This is a genomic window from Bradyrhizobium sp. Pa8 (assembly GCF_052588265.1).
Genome location: NZ_CP176767.1, coordinates 7,404,911 through 7,419,106 on the forward strand (window position 1 = coordinate 7,404,911; position 14,196 = coordinate 7,419,106).

General features: G+C 64.9%; 13 protein-coding genes. 8 read left to right on the forward strand and 5 right to left on the reverse strand.

From position 1 onward, the window contains the following. Nucleotides 1-44: 44 nt before the first annotated feature. Together ACKWRH_RS35130 and ACKWRH_RS35135 are read left to right on the forward strand one after the other, a co-directional pair. The gene (locus ACKWRH_RS35130; protein ID WP_445217254.1) at nt 45-905 is read left to right on the forward strand and encodes an alpha/beta fold hydrolase; all 861 of its coding nucleotides are present in this window, start codon (nt 45-47) and stop codon (nt 903-905) included. A 15-nt stretch (nt 906-920) separates the two neighbouring features. Further along, nucleotides 921-1,691 carry an SDR family oxidoreductase gene (locus tag ACKWRH_RS35135; RefSeq protein ID WP_445217255.1) on the forward strand — a complete coding sequence of 257 codons (771 nt, stop codon included), beginning with the start codon at nt 921-923 and terminating at the stop codon, nt 1,689-1,691. A 221-nt stretch (nt 1,692-1,912) separates the two neighbouring features. On the opposite strand, the gene ACKWRH_RS35140 is transcribed toward ACKWRH_RS35135, so the two are convergent. Then, a complete protein-coding gene (locus tag ACKWRH_RS35140) occupies nt 1,913-2,638 on the reverse strand; it encodes a hypothetical protein (protein ID WP_445217256.1) in 726 nt (241 codons plus the stop codon). Between the two features lie 287 nt (nt 2,639-2,925). Between ACKWRH_RS35140 and ACKWRH_RS35145 the strand changes: the two genes are divergently transcribed. Next, entirely contained in the window at nt 2,926-3,849 is a 924-nt protein-coding gene (locus ACKWRH_RS35145; RefSeq protein ID WP_445217257.1) for an ABC transporter ATP-binding protein, read from the forward strand. Beyond that, complete coding sequence (locus ACKWRH_RS35150) at nt 3,846-4,607, forward strand: ABC transporter permease (RefSeq protein ID WP_445217258.1); 762 nt, start codon at nt 3,846-3,848, stop codon at nt 4,605-4,607. Before ACKWRH_RS35145 ends, ACKWRH_RS35150 begins: the two co-directional genes overlap by 4 nt. Nucleotides 4,608-4,715: 108 nt before the next feature. On the opposite strand, the gene ACKWRH_RS35155 is transcribed toward ACKWRH_RS35150, so the two are convergent. Beyond that, nucleotides 4,716-5,039: a hypothetical protein gene (locus tag ACKWRH_RS35155; protein WP_445217259.1), complete on the reverse strand. Its 324-nt coding sequence runs from the start codon at nt 5,037-5,039 to the stop codon at nt 4,716-4,718. Between the two features lie 341 nt (nt 5,040-5,380). On the opposite strand from ACKWRH_RS35155, the gene ACKWRH_RS35160 reads away from it, so the two are divergent. Further along, a complete protein-coding gene (locus ACKWRH_RS35160; RefSeq protein ID WP_445217260.1) occupies nt 5,381-6,160 on the forward strand; it encodes a L,D-transpeptidase in 780 nt (259 codons plus the stop codon). Between the two features lie 2 nt (nt 6,161-6,162). On the opposite strand, the gene ACKWRH_RS35165 is transcribed toward ACKWRH_RS35160, so the two are convergent. Beyond that, the gene (locus ACKWRH_RS35165; protein ID WP_445217261.1) at nt 6,163-7,425 is read right to left on the reverse strand and encodes a hypothetical protein; all 1,263 of its coding nucleotides are present in this window, start codon (nt 7,423-7,425) and stop codon (nt 6,163-6,165) included. Nucleotides 7,426-7,624: 199 nt separating this feature from the next. Here ACKWRH_RS35165 and ACKWRH_RS35170 point away from each other — a divergent pair, with 199 nt between their 5' ends. Beyond that, nucleotides 7,625-8,563 carry a glycerophosphodiester phosphodiesterase gene (locus ACKWRH_RS35170; RefSeq protein WP_445217262.1) on the forward strand — a complete coding sequence of 313 codons (939 nt, stop codon included), beginning with the start codon at nt 7,625-7,627 and terminating at the stop codon, nt 8,561-8,563. Between the two features lie 56 nt (nt 8,564-8,619). On the opposite strand, the gene ACKWRH_RS35175 is transcribed toward ACKWRH_RS35170, so the two are convergent. After that, nucleotides 8,620-10,899, reverse strand: a complete 2,280-nt coding sequence (locus ACKWRH_RS35175; protein ID WP_445217263.1) for a fused MFS/spermidine synthase — start codon at nt 10,897-10,899, stop codon at nt 8,620-8,622. A 178-nt stretch (nt 10,900-11,077) separates the two neighbouring features. On the opposite strand from ACKWRH_RS35175, the gene ACKWRH_RS35180 reads away from it, so the two are divergent. After that, nucleotides 11,078-12,688, forward strand: coding sequence for a phytoene desaturase family protein (locus ACKWRH_RS35180; RefSeq protein ID WP_445217264.1), 1,611 nt, complete (start codon nt 11,078-11,080; stop codon nt 12,686-12,688). A 285-nt stretch (nt 12,689-12,973) separates the two neighbouring features. Here the strand turns inward: ACKWRH_RS35180 and ACKWRH_RS35185 are convergent, their stop codons facing one another. Beyond that, nucleotides 12,974-13,129, reverse strand: a complete 156-nt coding sequence (locus ACKWRH_RS35185) for a Flp family type IVb pilin (RefSeq protein ID WP_085965691.1) — start codon at nt 13,127-13,129, stop codon at nt 12,974-12,976. Between the two features lie 163 nt (nt 13,130-13,292). On the opposite strand from ACKWRH_RS35185, the gene ACKWRH_RS35190 reads away from it, so the two are divergent. Beyond that, a complete protein-coding gene (locus tag ACKWRH_RS35190; protein WP_445217265.1) occupies nt 13,293-14,180 on the forward strand; it encodes a 50S ribosomal protein L11 methyltransferase in 888 nt (295 codons plus the stop codon). The last annotated feature ends 16 nt before the right edge of the window (nt 14,181-14,196 follow it).

Sequence of the window (14,196 nt, forward strand, 5' to 3'; positions counted from 1 at the left end):
CCGCCTCAAATCAATAACACCCATTACCAGGAACGGAGACTGCCATGACCTCTACGAGATATCGCACGGCCGACATCGATGGCTTCAACGTGTTCTATCGCGAGACCGGGCCCTCGGGCGCGCCGAAGCTTCTGTTGCTGCACGGATTCCCGAGTGCCGGCCACATGTTCCGTGATCTGATCCCGTTGCTCGCGGACACGTTTCACATCGTGGCCCCGGACTTGCCCGGGTTCGGCCAGTCCGACATGCCTTCGCGCGAAAACTTCCGCTACACCTTTGACAACGTCGCGCACGTGATCGAGCGCTTCACTGAAGTGATCGGCTTTGATCGCTTTGCTGTCTATGTCTTCGATTACGGTGCGCCCACCGGCTTCCGGCTTGCGCTCAGCCATCCCGAACGGATTACTGCGATCATCTCGCAGAACGGCAACGCCTACGAGGACGGGCTGAGCGACGGCTGGACTCCGATCAAGGCCTATTGGCAGGACCCCTCGCCGGCCAATCGCGACGCGCTGCGCGGCTTCCTCACGCCCGAGGCGACGCGCTGGCAATACACGCATGGCGTTCCCGATGTGACCATCGTGTCGCCGGACGGCCAGAACCTCGACAATTTCTATCTCGCGCGCCCCGGTTCCGACGACGTGCAGCTCGACCTGTTCGGCGACTACAAGAGCAACGTCGCGCTCTATCCGTCATTCCAGGACTATTTCCGCAAGCACAAGCCGCCCTTCCTCGCGGTCTGGGGCAAGAATGATCCGTTCTTCATCCCGCCCGGGGCCGAGGCGTTCAAACGCGACAACCCCAATGCCGTGGTGCAGTTCTTCGACACCGGCCATTTCGCGCTGGAGACGCATGCACGCGAGATCGCCGACAGCATTCGCGATTTCCTGGGCCACCTCCGATAGGACGAGGACATCACCATGACGAGATCCGTCGCCATCGTGACAGGCGCAAGCTCGGGGATCGGCCGGGCCACCGCGGTTCGGCTTGCGCGCGACTTCGGCGCGATCGCCATCGCGGCGCGTAGCGCCGAAAAGCTCGACGAGGTCGGCCGCGAGATCGAGGCGGCCGGTGCCGAACCGCTAGTGCTCGATCTCGTCCTGGCGGAAGCTGCATCGGCAGACACGCTTGTGAGCCGGACGCTGGATCGCTTTGGCCGTATCGATGCGCTCGTCAATGTCGCCGGCGCCGTCGCCGGTCTCGACCTCTTCGAGATGACCGACACGCAGTGGGACGCCGGCATGGCGCTCAAATTCCACGGTGCGCGCCGGCTGACGATCCGAGCCTGGGACGCCCTGAAGCAAACGAGGGGAAGCGTCGTGTTCATGTCCGGCAACGCGGCGGTGATTCCGAAGCCTGGAGCAGCGGCCGTCGGCACGATCAACGCCGCCATCGAGGCCCTTGCCAAGACATTTGCGGAGCGCGGTATCGCGGACGGTGTCCAGGTCAACAGCATCTCGCCGGGCGCCATCATGACCGGTCGCCGGTTGTCGATGATCGAAAAGGCCGCGGCGTCCCGCAAGATCGCGCTCGACGACGCCAGACGGCAGGTGCTCGATCAGGCCTGCATCACGCGCTTCGGCGAGGCGGGCGAGGTCGCCGAGCTGATCGCATTCACCGTCTCGCCCCCGGCGCGCTGGATGACCGGCACGGTGCTGCGCATGGACGGCGGCGAGGTGAAGTCCGTGTGATCCAGGAGGCGCCGGGCTTCAAATACGACAAGGCGAGCACCACCTGGGTGCCCGAGAAGAAATAAGGCCGTCCAGACTGACACTTCGAAAGGGCTCGCCGCTACTGCGGCGGGCCCTTCCCACATCTGGCGGTCATGCTTCCATCGCCGACAAGACATCGCCGCCGCCGACAATGAAGTCGACGGCGGCGTGATCGGATCAGCGATTTCCAGGCTGACGCCTCAGTTCCGCGCCGGCGCCGTCGCCGCCGCCGAGCGTGCCTGCCGCGGGGCCCTGGGCGCGCCGGGTTCGGCGACCGGACTTGCCGGGGCGCGCGAGCGCATGATGGCGGCGTCGATCTCGCCGATGACGCGGCGCTGGATCGCCTCGCTCTTGTCGATCGAGATGTGGCCGACGCCAGTGCCGCGCACGTCGACATTGTCGAGTTTGCCGCGGAGGCCAGACGCGGCCCGCACGGGTTCGCCGGGGCCGTCGCCGATATAGATGTTGATGTAGCGTTCGGCGCCGGTCGACAGCCTGGTCTTGAACACGGAATCGAGGCCGATCGCGAGCTTCACGGGAACGCCGAGCTGGTTGAGCTTGGCGATCATGTCCGGCAGCGCAGTCGCACCGGAGGAATGGCCGACCAGGATGATGGTCTTGACGCGGCCGGCCCGGTAATTGGCCGCGGCTTCATCGGCGAGCGAGGACCAGGACACGAAGTTCGCGACGGTTACCGGGATGCCCTGCGCCTGGAGCCGGGCGCCGATCGTGTCGAGGCCGAGCGAGAAGACGTTGAGCACACCACGGAGCAGGTAGACATGCGTCGTGGCGGCGGCCTGGCTGGGCGCGGCCTTGGCGGTGGTCGGGCTGATGGCAACAGCTGACAGCAGGAGCAGGCAGATTGCCCACACACGGAGGGCGGACAACTGGCTGGCGCCGGCGGTGTGACGGCCGTTCGGTCTCATCGATCTTTTCCCTGGGGACAATACGCTTTGCGATTGGCCGGAATCGTAGCCACGGCCTGCTCGCAGACGCAACAAAGAGGCGCGTGAGCGGCAATCTTAGCCACAGCCCGTGACCATCGCGCAACACTTGCCTGGAACCTGCCGCCGAAGGGCCTGTTTTGAGACCATTTTTCCCCAGCCAATTGCGGCCGGGCAAGTGCATTCCTATTTCAGGGCTCCGCTGACCTCCTCCCGGGACGGTTCCAGCCTCCCCTCCCCAGTCTTTGCCCCCCAGCCCTGCGGCCATCATGTCCTCCATCATTTCCGTCGCCAATTTGTCGAAGACCTATGGGTCCGGCTTCAAGGCGCTCAAGAACGTTAATCTCGAGATCAAGCGCGGCGAGATTTTTGCGCTGCTCGGCCCCAACGGCGCCGGCAAGACCACGCTGATCTCGATCATCTGCGGCATCGCCAACCCAAGCGAAGGCACGGTCCTGGTCGGCGGCGAGAACATCCAGACCTCGTACCGCAAGGCCCGCTCGCTGATCGGCCTCGTGCCCCAGGAATTGCACACCGACGCCTTCGAGAGCGTGTGGGCGACGGTGAGCTTCTCCCGCGGCCTGTTCGGCAAGCCGAAGAACCCCGACCATATCGAGAAGGTGCTGAAGGACCTCTCGCTCTGGGACAAGAAGGACAACAAGATCATCACGCTCTCCGGCGGCATGAAGCGCCGCGTGATGATCGCGAAAGCGCTGTCGCACGAGCCGCAGATCCTGTTCCTGGACGAGCCGACCGCCGGCGTCGACGTCGAGCTGCGCAAGGGCATGTGGGAGGTGGTGCGCACCCTGCAGCAATCCGGCGTCACCATCATCCTGACCACGCATTACATCGAGGAAGCCGAGGAGATGGCCGACCGCATCGGCGTCATCAACAAGGGCGAGATCGTGCTGGTCGAGGAGAAGGCGACGTTGATGGAGAAGCTCGGCAAGAAGCGGTTGACGCTGCATCTGCAGGGCAAGGTCACGGCGCTGCCGGACAGCCTCAGCCATTACGAGCTCGACCTCTGCGACGGCGGCGCGACGCTCGTCTACGACTACGACACCAAGGGCGAGCGCACCGGCATCACCAGCCTGCTCAGCGACCTCCGCAACGCCGGCATCCGCTTCAACGATCTCGACACGACGCAATCGTCGCTCGAGGACATCTTCGTCGACCTCGTGAGGACGTCATGAACCATCGCGCCATCCGCGCCATCTATCTGTTCGAAATGGCGCGCACCTGGCGTACGCTGCTGCAAAGCATCGTCTCGCCTGTCGTCTCGACCTCGCTCTATTTCGTGGTGTTCGGTGCTGCCATCGGCTCGCGCATCAGCCAGGTCGAGGGCGTCAGCTACGGCACCTTCATCGTGCCAGGGCTGATCATGCTCTCGGTGCTGACGCAGAGCATCGCCAACGCCTCGTTCGGTATCTACTTTCCGAAATTCACCGGCACGATCTACGAAATCCTGTCGGCGCCGATCTCCTATGTCGAGATCGTGCTCGGCTATGTCGGCGCCGCCGCGACCAAATCGATCATTTTGGGCCTCATCATCCTGGCGACAGCCGGCCTGTTCGTGCCGCTCCATATCCACCATCCAATCTGGATGCTGACCTTCCTGGTGCTGACGGCAGTGACGTTCAGCCTGTTCGGCTTCATCATCGGCATCTGGGCCGACGGCTTCGAAAAGCTGCAGATGATCCCGATGCTGGTGGTGACGCCGCTGACCTTCCTCGGCGGCAGCTTCTATTCCATCGACATGCTGCCCGCAGGCTGGCGCACGGTGGCGCTGCTGAACCCGGTCGTCTATCTGATCTCCGGCTTCCGCTGGAGCTTCTACGAGATCGCGGATGTCAGCGTGTCCGTCAGCATCTGCATGACGACGACGTTCCTGGTGATCTGCCTCGCCGTGATCTGGTGGATTTTCCGCACCGGGTATCGGCTGAAGAACTGACCGCAGTTCCGTAGCCCGGATGGAGCGCAACGAAATCCGGGACGAGCGTCAACTCACGCACCAGCGGTCCCGGATTGCGCTTGGCTCCATCCGGGCTACGGCGCTACCTCACCTGTAGCAGTGGAAGCGATGGTAGCCGTCATAGTAGCCGCGGCAGCGGTAATGGCGGTGATGTGGAATGCCGAACACGCCCTCGACCGCACCGACGGCCCCTCCAACACCGGCGCCGACCGCGCCGCCAACTACGCCACCGACAGGCCCGGCGATCCGGTTGCCTTCATAGGAGCCCTCCTGGGCGCCGCGCACGATGCCCTGGGCGTGGCCGGCTTGCGGCAGCGACAACAGCGCGAGCAGCATGGCGGTGGCTGCGAACAGCAGGCGGATGGGCAAACCGGCCGGCATTTGCGCGGCGGCGACACGGGTTTTGTTCATCTTCGGTCCCAAGGGAAGTAAAGGGGAAAGGGCAGCGGAAGCCGCCCGTCGAGGCTGCCACGATCAACGCCTGAAGCGGCCGAATGGTTGCGTCTTTGTGACGAATTGTCGGCGTTGTGACTGCTCGGCACGCTCGCGAAAATGTCAGCACCGCCGCCAGCCACGCGGCACAAAGCGGCCTTGCTTACGCCCGGCATCGCGTTAACGATGGACGGGCAGCCCGCTGGAACGATAGCCGGATTGCAGGCATATTGCACGCCGGGGGACGGAGAGCCGCGGCGCCTAGCGTGAACAGGCCGGAGGCCAGAACTCAAATGCGTTTCCCTCAAATGCGTTTCCAGATGCGTTCCTTTTTCATCGTTTTTTCCTCATTGATGCTTTTGAGCGCGGGCACCGCGCAGGCCAAGGTCGAGATCACCGTCGACAAGGACAATCAGCAGATGACCGTCGCCGTCGACGGCGTCGCGCGCTATCACTGGCCGGTGTCAACAGGCATCCCCTCGCGCGAAACGCCGAGCGGCGGCTTCCGCGCCTTCCGGATGGAAGAGGATCACTACTCCAAGGAATTCGACGACGCGCCGATGCCGCACGCGATCTTCTTCACCAAGGTCGGGCACGCCATCCACGGCACCGACTCGGTCGGCCGGCTCGGCTCGCCGGCGTCGCATGGCTGCGTGCGGCTGTCGCGCCAGAATGCCTCGACGCTCTACGCACTGGTGCAGCAGCAGGGCGTGCTCAACACCACGGTGACGCTGACCGGCTCGGCGCAGGTCGCGCTCGCCCGCAATCCGCGCGGCCGCAACCCCACAGCGGTGGCCCGCGCGCCGCAACCCGCCGAAGAGCAGTACGCCACCTCAGGCGATCCCGTGAATCTCGCACCGCCGGCGCAGCCCGCCCGCCGCTACATGCCGCAGGACGACAATTACATCTATCCGGCCGACGGCAGCGACACCGGCACGCGCTATCCCGCGCCGCGCTCGGCCAGCCGCCCGCTGTATGACGCGCAGGTCTATCAACAGCAGCAGCCGCAGCAGTACTACAATCAAGGCTACGGCCAGCAGGGCTACTATCAGCCACAGCCCCGGCAATACTATCAGCCGCGCGGTTACTATCAGAACTGACGCTACCGGAACGCGGCGTTGCCGCGTTCGACGATCTTTCGCGCAGCATCGACAAAGGCGCGCGCGACCGGCTCGAGGATCTCGGGCCCGGTCGCGGCGAGATCGTCTGACGGCGTATGAAACGTCCGATGGCGCCCAGCCATGCCGAGGAAATTGGCGTAGCCCGCTGCATGCACGTCGCGCAGCTCACCGACCGCCTGCTTCTCCGTCACAAGACGTTTGGCCTCGACTTTTGCAAAAGTCTCGTCGGTCAGCGCGACGGCGGATTTGCTCAGCACGAGGTAACGCTCTTGCTCGGACCGATCGGTGCGGGCGCCTTCCGCGAAGGCATAGCAGGCGTTCGACGAACCGAAATGAATCCACGCCAGCGTGTCCTTCGGTGCCGGCGCTCCGTGCTTCAGAAACAGCTCCATGCCGCCATGGCCGATCTCGTGGCCGGCGGTGGCGATGAAAACAAGATGCGCCGGCCATTTCTCGGCGGCGACGGTGCGCGCCAGCGCGAGAAAGTTGGCGATGCCGGGGCCGCGCTCGCATACGCACGAGTACCAGCCGGTCATCGGCGTGGAGACGACGATGACCGGCCCACGGCCGGCCCCGATCTCGGCGATGACGTTGCGGCCAACGACATCGCGCTCGTAATGGCCCCTGACGTCGAAGGTGACAGGCGCGCCTGAGGCGAGCGCGCGCTCGAACACCGCTCGCGACGCCGCGCCGACCACGATCACCGGCACCGGCCAGGGCGCATCCTCCTGCGTGACGTTATAGGCGAAGCGGTCATCGGCGGGATTGCCGATCATCAGCAGGATGGCCGCCGGCTTCCTTGCCGCGGCTTCCGCGATCGCCGCACGATGGCTCGGCCCCAGATAGGCGCCGCGATCGAACGGCAGGTCGAGCAGAAGGATCTTGCCGGTGACGTCGCCATCGCGCGCGAGCGGCGCGGCGAGATGGAAGCTGGCCTTGTCCTCCGGCGGCCACCAGAATGGCGTCGCCTCGACAGAGATGCCGGCAGCTTCAGCGCTGGCCCGCTCGACGACATATTGCCGCCCGAGCACGACGGGCTGGAAGCTGATTTCGAAACCCGCCTGCTTCATCTCGCCGGCGACCCAGTCGGCCGTCGCGCGATCGCCCGCAGAGCCGAAGCGGTGCAGACCGAAGGATGCATAGCGCGCCACATCTTCATAGAGGCTCGCGCCCGAAAGCACATCCTTGGCTAGCGCCTGTCCGACCATGAAAACCGCCATCGTTGCGATGAAGATAAGCCGCATATCAATGGCTCCCTGAACCGATGCTTTTTTGAGAGCCAGTTTCCGCCTTCGCCGGCCGCCGTCAAGCACCTGTCGACCAGCTGGACGAACCGGGCGAAGATTTCATAAGCTCCTCCTTTCACCTGGGCTGCGAACCTCGATGCCGTCACGTGCCGCGACAATCCTGATCGTGCTCTCGGTTCTCACTGCGGGACAAGCCATGACCTTACAAGCTATGGCCTTTGATCTCGAAGCGCATCGCGGCGGGCGCGCGCTGTTGCCGGAAAACACCCTGCCGGCCTTCGCCAACGCGCTGTCGATGGGCGTGGACACGCTGGAGCTCGACGTCGGCGTGACCGCGGATGGCGAGGTCGTCGTGTCGCATGAACGCGGGCTCAATACCGACCTCGCGCGCGATGCAGGCGGCGCCTATGTCGCCCCGCCCGGCACGCCGTTCGTGAAGCTGCGCTTGGCCGACGTCAGGACCTATGACGTTGGCCAGATCCGGCCCGACAGTTCCTACGCGAAGCAATTCCCCGACCAGCGGGCCGTGCCGGGGACACGCATTCCCACCCTGGGCGAGCTGTTCGCGCTGGTGCGCAAGGCCGGCAACACGCGTGTGCGTCTCAATATCGAGACCAAGATCGATCCAAACCATCCGGACGAGTCGCTCGATCCGCGAGGCTTTGTCGCAAAGCTGCTCGGGCTGATCGAGGCCGAAGGATTTTCCGATCGCGTCATGATCCAGTCGTTCGACTGGCGGACCCTGCTGCTCGTCCAGCAACAAGCGCCCAACATTCCGACGGTCTACCTGACGCTCCAGCGCGGCTCGGGCCAGACGGTGTCGTTGGACAAGGCGACGAACTGGACGGCGGGTTTCAGCCCGGCCGATCACGGCGGCTCGCTACCGCGGACGATCAAGGCTGCGGGCGGCACCGTCTGGTCGCCCTATTACGGCGATGTGACCGAGGCGGTCATCTCTGAAGCGCACACGCTCGGACTGCGCATCGTGGTCTGGACCGTCAACAAGCGCGAGGACATGGCGCGCATGATCGAGCTCGGCGTCGACGGCATCATCTCGGACAGGCCGGACCTGCTGCGGCAGGTCGCGGGCGAGAAGGGAATTGCATTGCCGGCGGGAACGCCGGTGATGCCGTGAAGTCTATCCGGGCATGACGGCCTCTCGTAAATCTGCGCGCCGTATCTTTGGCGTCCCTACTCCCCATCCCGCAGACGCCGGTACAGCGCGCCCAAAATATTGGAATAGTCGTCGGTCCAGACCCGCACCCGGTCGTCGGCTTCGGTCTGCTCCCATGACTTGGAGGAGGCGAGCCGGCCGACGTCGGCCTCCTCGCGCGCTGAGATGACGACGTCGGTCGAGAAGATGTAGTCCCCGTCGCGTCCGGAATCCTCGTTGAAGACCCAGCTCTTCAGATCGTTGGCATCGGCAATACCGACCACGACGGTCTCGAGATCGAGGTGCCGGTTGGAGACGTGCATCACCACGGCGCCGTGCGGCGCCAGCTTGTCCTTGTAGATACTCATCGCCTCTTCGGTGGCGAGATGAATCGGGATCGCATCCGACGAATAAGCGTCGACGATGATCAGATCATACGCGCCGTCGGGCTCTTTCGCGAAGGTGAGGCGAGCATCGCCGATCACCGGCTTCAGGCCCGGCATGCAGCTCGATATGTAGCGAAAGTTCTTCGGATCGCTCGCCGCGTCGACCATGGACTGGTCGATCTCGAAGAAGGTCCAGCTTTCGCCGGACTCCGCGGCGCACGCGAGCGTGCCCGATCCGACGCCGATGGCAGCGACCTTCAGCGGCGCGCCCTTGCGCTCGCGGATCGCGGTGATGGCCTGCCCGATCCCGCCGTCCTTGTGATAGTAGGTGATCGGCTCGGGCCGGCCGACGACCGGCGTGCCGTCATTGTTGCGGAAGCGTTCGGCGCCGTGGATCGTGGTGCCGTGCATCAGCACATGGAAATAGCCGCCGGGCGTCACCACGATCTTGTGCACGCCAAAGAAGCTGCGCACCGTCGTGACGCGGCCTTCGTCCGCCGGATAGACGCGGATCAACGCCAGCGCAAGCGCGGCGGTGGCGAAGATCTTCCAGCGGCTGGCGTTGAGCGCGAGCGCCAGAAGCGCTGCGAGCACGCCGACGGCCCCCGCGACCCAGACGCGATGATCCTCGAACCAGGTCGAAAGACCGCCGGTCATGTAAGACGGCGCGACCAGCGCCACTGCGAGCACGGCGAGTGCCAGCCAGTACCATCTGACGATGCCCGCCAGCCGCTCGTTCGCCGGCGGCCGGCACAGCGCCGCGAGCGCAACCAAGATCGGATATTCGGCGATCCAGGAGAAGGTGAATGGAGCGACGAGGCCGGCAAAGAGTCCGCCGACCATGCCGCCGAACGACAGCGCGACATAGAAACCCGTGAGATATTTGGCGGCCGGGCGTGTCCGCGCCAGCTCGCCATGGCAGGCCATGGCGATGACGAAGAAGCACAATTGGTGACCGCCGAGGGTCAGCAGCAGATTCTGTTCGCCGCCGAAGGCCAGCAGGACGATGACGCCAGCGATCGCGACCGGCTGGAGCATCAGCATCCATTTGTGCGGCAGCAGCGGCCGCGACTGGAACACCACCACCCAGGTGAGCAGATACAGCGACAGCGGCAGCACCCAGAGCAACGGCGCCGCCGCGACGTCGGTCGAGATGTGCGCCGTGACGGCGATCAGCAGGCCGGACGGCACCGCGGCAAGGAAGATCCAGCGCAGCCGCGTCACCATGTCAGGCGCGGGCGCATTGACGTCCTCGGTTTTTGCGTCGATCACGGCCAGCTTCTGCGAACGCAGCAGCAAAACGCCGCAGGCTGCGATCAGGAGGATCAGGAGGCCATAGCCAAGGGTCCAGAACCGGTTCTGCGTGTGCAGCGTGAAAATCGGCTCCAGCAGGAACGGATAGGACAACAGCGCGAGGAAGCTGCCGATGTTGGAGGACGCATAGAGGAAATAGGGATCGTGTCCGGCAGGGTGGCCGGTGCGGACGAACCAGGCCTGGAGCAGTGGATTGTTGGCGGCGAGCGCGAAGAACGGCAAGCCGATCGAGACCACGAACAGGCCGAGCAGCCAGAACGCATAGCCGGAGGCCGGTGGATCGCCGTAGGCGGTGGCGATGCCGAGCGGCAGCGTGGCGAAGGCTGCGATCAGCAGAACCACATGCACCGCGACCGGAACGATGCGATTCCTGATCTGCATCAAGAGATGCGCGTAGGCATAGCCCGCCAGCAGCAGCGACTGGAAGAACACCATCGCCACCGACCACACCGCCGGCGAGCCGCCGAGCCGCGGCAGCACCATCTTGGCGAACAGCGGCTGCACCGAGAACAGCAGCAGCGCGCTGACGAAGATCGCGGCGGTGTAGACCGTCAGCAGCAGCCGGTTGCGTGACGAGGACGGCTGCTCCGTGGCGGCGGGTTGCACGATCGAATCCATGGAAGCTCCGGCTTAAACCCCGGCGGGCGCCGGACGCGCGCAATGGAGCACAGGGCGCATGAACGGGCAATAAAGGGTCTCGTGATGTTGCAGCGACGATTGCTTGATATACAGATGTCATTCCAGGCCTGGTCCTTCGGACCATCCCGGAATGACCGTGGAACATTTTGAATCCTTCATGACCGAAACCGACGTCATCATCATCGGCGCTGGCCATAACGGCCTCACCTGCGCGGCCTATCTCGCGATGGCGGGCCTGCGCGTGCGCGTCGTCGAGCGCCGCAAGGTGGTCGGCGGGGCCGCGGTCACGGAGGAGTTTCACCCCGGATTCCGCAACTCGGTCGCGGCCTACACGGTAAGCCTGCTCAATCCGCAGGTGATCCGCGACTTGGGCCTCACTGAACAGGGCCTGCGGATCGTCGAACGGCGCGCCCAGAATTTCCTGCCCGCGCCCGACGGCAGCTATCTGCTCACCGGCGAGGGGCGGACGAAGGAGTCCGTCGCGCGGCTGAGCACACACGACGCCAGCGCGCTCGACGGGTTCTCGCGCGAGCTCGAGGATATCGCCGACGTGCTGCGGCAGTTCGTGCTGCGTGCGCCGCCGAACCTGCTCGACGGTTTTGGCACGAACGCGATCCGCGAAGCGGTGAACGCGTTCCAGAGCGCCAACATCCTGCGTGGGTTGACGCTGGAGCAGAGCCGCAGCCTGCTCGATCTCTTCACCCGCTCGGCCGGCGAGATGCTGGACGAGCGCTTCGAGCACGATCTGGTCAAGGCGCTGTTCGGCTTCGATGCCATCGTCGGCAATTATGCCAGTCCGTACGCGGCGGGCTCGGCCTATGTGATGCTGCACCACGCCTTCGGCGAGGTGAATGGCAAGAAGGGCGTCTGGGGCCACGCCATCGGCGGCATGGGCGCGATCACGCAGGCGATGGCGCGCGCCGCGCAGGGCCGCGGCGTCACGATCGACACGGATGCGGGTGTGCGCGAGATCATCGTCGAGCGCGACCGCGCGGTGGGCGTGGTGCTGGAGAACGGCACGTCCATCCGCGCAAAATATGTCGCGGCCAACGTCAATCCAAAGCTGCTCTATACGCGGCTGATCGCGGCCGACGCCCTGCCCCCGGACTTCCTCGCGCGCATCCGGCACTGGAAGAACGGCTCCGGCACCTTCCGCATGAACGTGGCGCTGGACCGCCTGCCCTCCTTCACCGCGCTCCCGGGCGACGGCGATCACCTCACCTCCGGCATCATCCTGGCGCCAAGCCTCGGCTACATGGACCGCGCCTATCTCGACGCGCGCGCGCTAGGCTGGAGCCGGGAGCCGGTCGTCGAAATGCTGATCCCCTCCACGCTCGACGACACGCTCGCACCGGCGGGCCAACACGTCGCGAGCCTGTTCTGCCAGCACGTCGCGCCCGAACTGCCCGACGGAAAGTCCTGGGACGACCATCGCGAGGAGGTCGCCGATCTCATGATCGCGACGGTGGACAAATACGCACCCGGCTTTGCGGCAAGCGTGCTTGGCCGCCAGATCCTCTCCCCGCTCGACCTCGAACGGCAATTCGGTCTGTTGGGAGGCGACATCTTCCACGGCGCACTGACGCTGAACCAGCTGTTCTCGGCGCGGCCGATGCTGGGCCATGCCGACTATCGCGGGCCCCTGAAGGGCCTCTACCATTGCGGCTCCGGCGCCCACCCCGGCGGCGGCGTCACCGGCGCCCCCGGCCATAACGCCGCGCAGATGATCTTGAGGGATCACCGCTCGCTGTTCGGAAGCCGTGGATAGGTCTGTGGAAAGAGCTGTGGACAGGCTGTTGGCAAGGCTGTGAGAAAGCAGTGGGTCGCCTGCGCGCGGCAGGCCCGGCGCGCCCCGCACAAGGCGGTGGAAAAGCTGGGGACGAGTGGCGGGATAAAGCCGTGGACAACTTTGGCGAAACGAGTGGAGGGCCGTGGGCATTCCGGGCCCCCCCAAAACGACCTCGCCCGCCGGGGGGCAACTCCCCCAGCGGGCGGTGATCAGGAAACAGCCTCTAAAGAAAAACAGCCCCCGCCGGGAAATGGGAGGCGGAAATTACTTCAAGGAACTGCTAATCGAACCGAACTTCTCGTTCATGCTGGTGCCCAGGCTGTTCACCACGGTGATGATCGCCAGCGCGATACCCGCTGCGATCAGGCCGTACTCGATCGCGGTCGCACCGGATTCGTCCGACCAGAACTTCAAAACCATGCTCTTCAAGACTCGCCTCCGTTTCAATTCCAGGATGCGTTGGCTGGATCCAACACCCGGAAATCTACGGGACACAACCTGCAGTCAGGTTAAATCGGAACCTGCAAGTTGTACGGAAAATTGGGAACAAAAGTTCCAAAAATTGAACTGACGGAACCCTAGAATGCAGCTTTCTCCCACTCATCGCGTCTGCTTTTCGATCGGCACCGAGGCCGCGGCCAAGCGCGTCGTCGACGTGCTCACGGAGGTCTTTTTCGACGGCGATGCGGCAGTCGCCGCCTTCGAGCGGCCGGACGGACAGTGGGATGTCACGCTCCATTTCGCCGACGCGCCCGATCAGGCATGGCTGCGCGAACTCGTTGTAACTACAGCAGGAAACGACATCGCCGAAACACTCATCTTCGACATCGTCGAGGCCAAGGACTGGGTCAAGGCGAGCCTCGAAGATCTCGTCCCGGTGCCGGCCGGCCGCTTCGTCGTGCACGGCAGCCACGACCGCGACCGCGTCGCGCCGAACAAGCTTGCCATCGAGATTGAGGCAGCGCTCGCCTTCGGCACCGGCCACCACGGCACCACCCGCGGCTGTTTACTGTTGCTTGACCACGTCCTGAAGAGTTCCCGGCCGAGGAACCTGCTCGACCTCGGCACCGGCACCGGCGTGCTGGGCATCGCCGCAGCGAAGGCGCTGCATCGCGGGGTGCTCGCCTCCGACATCGACCCGCCGTCGGTGCGGGTGGCAGCCGAGAACGCGACGCTGAACCACGTCGGCAACCAGGTGCGGGTGATCCGCGCCACCGGATTTGCCGCACCGGACTTTGCCAGATGCGGCCCGTTCGACCTGGTCCTGGCCAACATCCTTGCCAACCCGTTAAGGCAATTGGCCGGCCCGATGGCGCGGCACCTCGCGCCCGGCGCGCGCGTCATCCTCTCCGGCCTCTTGACCCACCAGGCCCCCGCCGTGACCGCCGCCTACCGCGCACGCGGCCTCGTGCCGCTGCGGCACCTGCGGATCGAGGGGTGGAGCAGTTTGTTGCTGAGGAAGGTTGGTTGAGCTGCGTCCGCGGCGG

Bases quoted from the DNA above. Each gene is read 5' to 3' on its own strand.
- ACKWRH_RS35190 (WP_445217265.1), top strand. From the start codon at position 13,293: ATGCAGCTTTCTCCCACTCATCGCGTCTGCTTTTCGATCGGCACCGAG.
- ACKWRH_RS35145 (WP_445217257.1), top strand. From the start codon at position 2,926: ATGTCCTCCATCATTTCCGTCGCCAATTTGTCGAAGACCTATGGGTCC.
- ACKWRH_RS35130 (WP_445217254.1), top strand. From the start codon at position 45: ATGACCTCTACGAGATATCGCACGGCCGACATCGATGGCTTCAACGTG.
- ACKWRH_RS35175 (WP_445217263.1), bottom strand. From the start codon at position 10,899: ATGGATTCGATCGTGCAACCCGCCGCCACGGAGCAGCCGTCCTCGTCA.
- ACKWRH_RS35160 (WP_445217260.1), top strand. From the start codon at position 5,381: ATGCGTTCCTTTTTCATCGTTTTTTCCTCATTGATGCTTTTGAGCGCG.
- ACKWRH_RS35170 (WP_445217262.1), top strand. From the start codon at position 7,625: ATGACCTTACAAGCTATGGCCTTTGATCTCGAAGCGCATCGCGGCGGG.
- ACKWRH_RS35165 (WP_445217261.1), bottom strand. From the start codon at position 7,425: ATGCGGCTTATCTTCATCGCAACGATGGCGGTTTTCATGGTCGGACAG.
- ACKWRH_RS35180 (WP_445217264.1), top strand. From the start codon at position 11,078: ATGACCGAAACCGACGTCATCATCATCGGCGCTGGCCATAACGGCCTC.
- ACKWRH_RS35155 (WP_445217259.1), bottom strand. From the start codon at position 5,039: ATGAACAAAACCCGTGTCGCCGCCGCGCAAATGCCGGCCGGTTTGCCC.
- ACKWRH_RS35140 (WP_445217256.1), bottom strand. From the start codon at position 2,638: ATGAGACCGAACGGCCGTCACACCGCCGGCGCCAGCCAGTTGTCCGCC.
- ACKWRH_RS35150 (WP_445217258.1), top strand. From the start codon at position 3,846: ATGAACCATCGCGCCATCCGCGCCATCTATCTGTTCGAAATGGCGCGC.
- ACKWRH_RS35185 (WP_085965691.1), bottom strand. From the start codon at position 13,129: ATGGTTTTGAAGTTCTGGTCGGACGAATCCGGTGCGACCGCGATCGAG.
- ACKWRH_RS35135 (WP_445217255.1), top strand. From the start codon at position 921: ATGACGAGATCCGTCGCCATCGTGACAGGCGCAAGCTCGGGGATCGGC.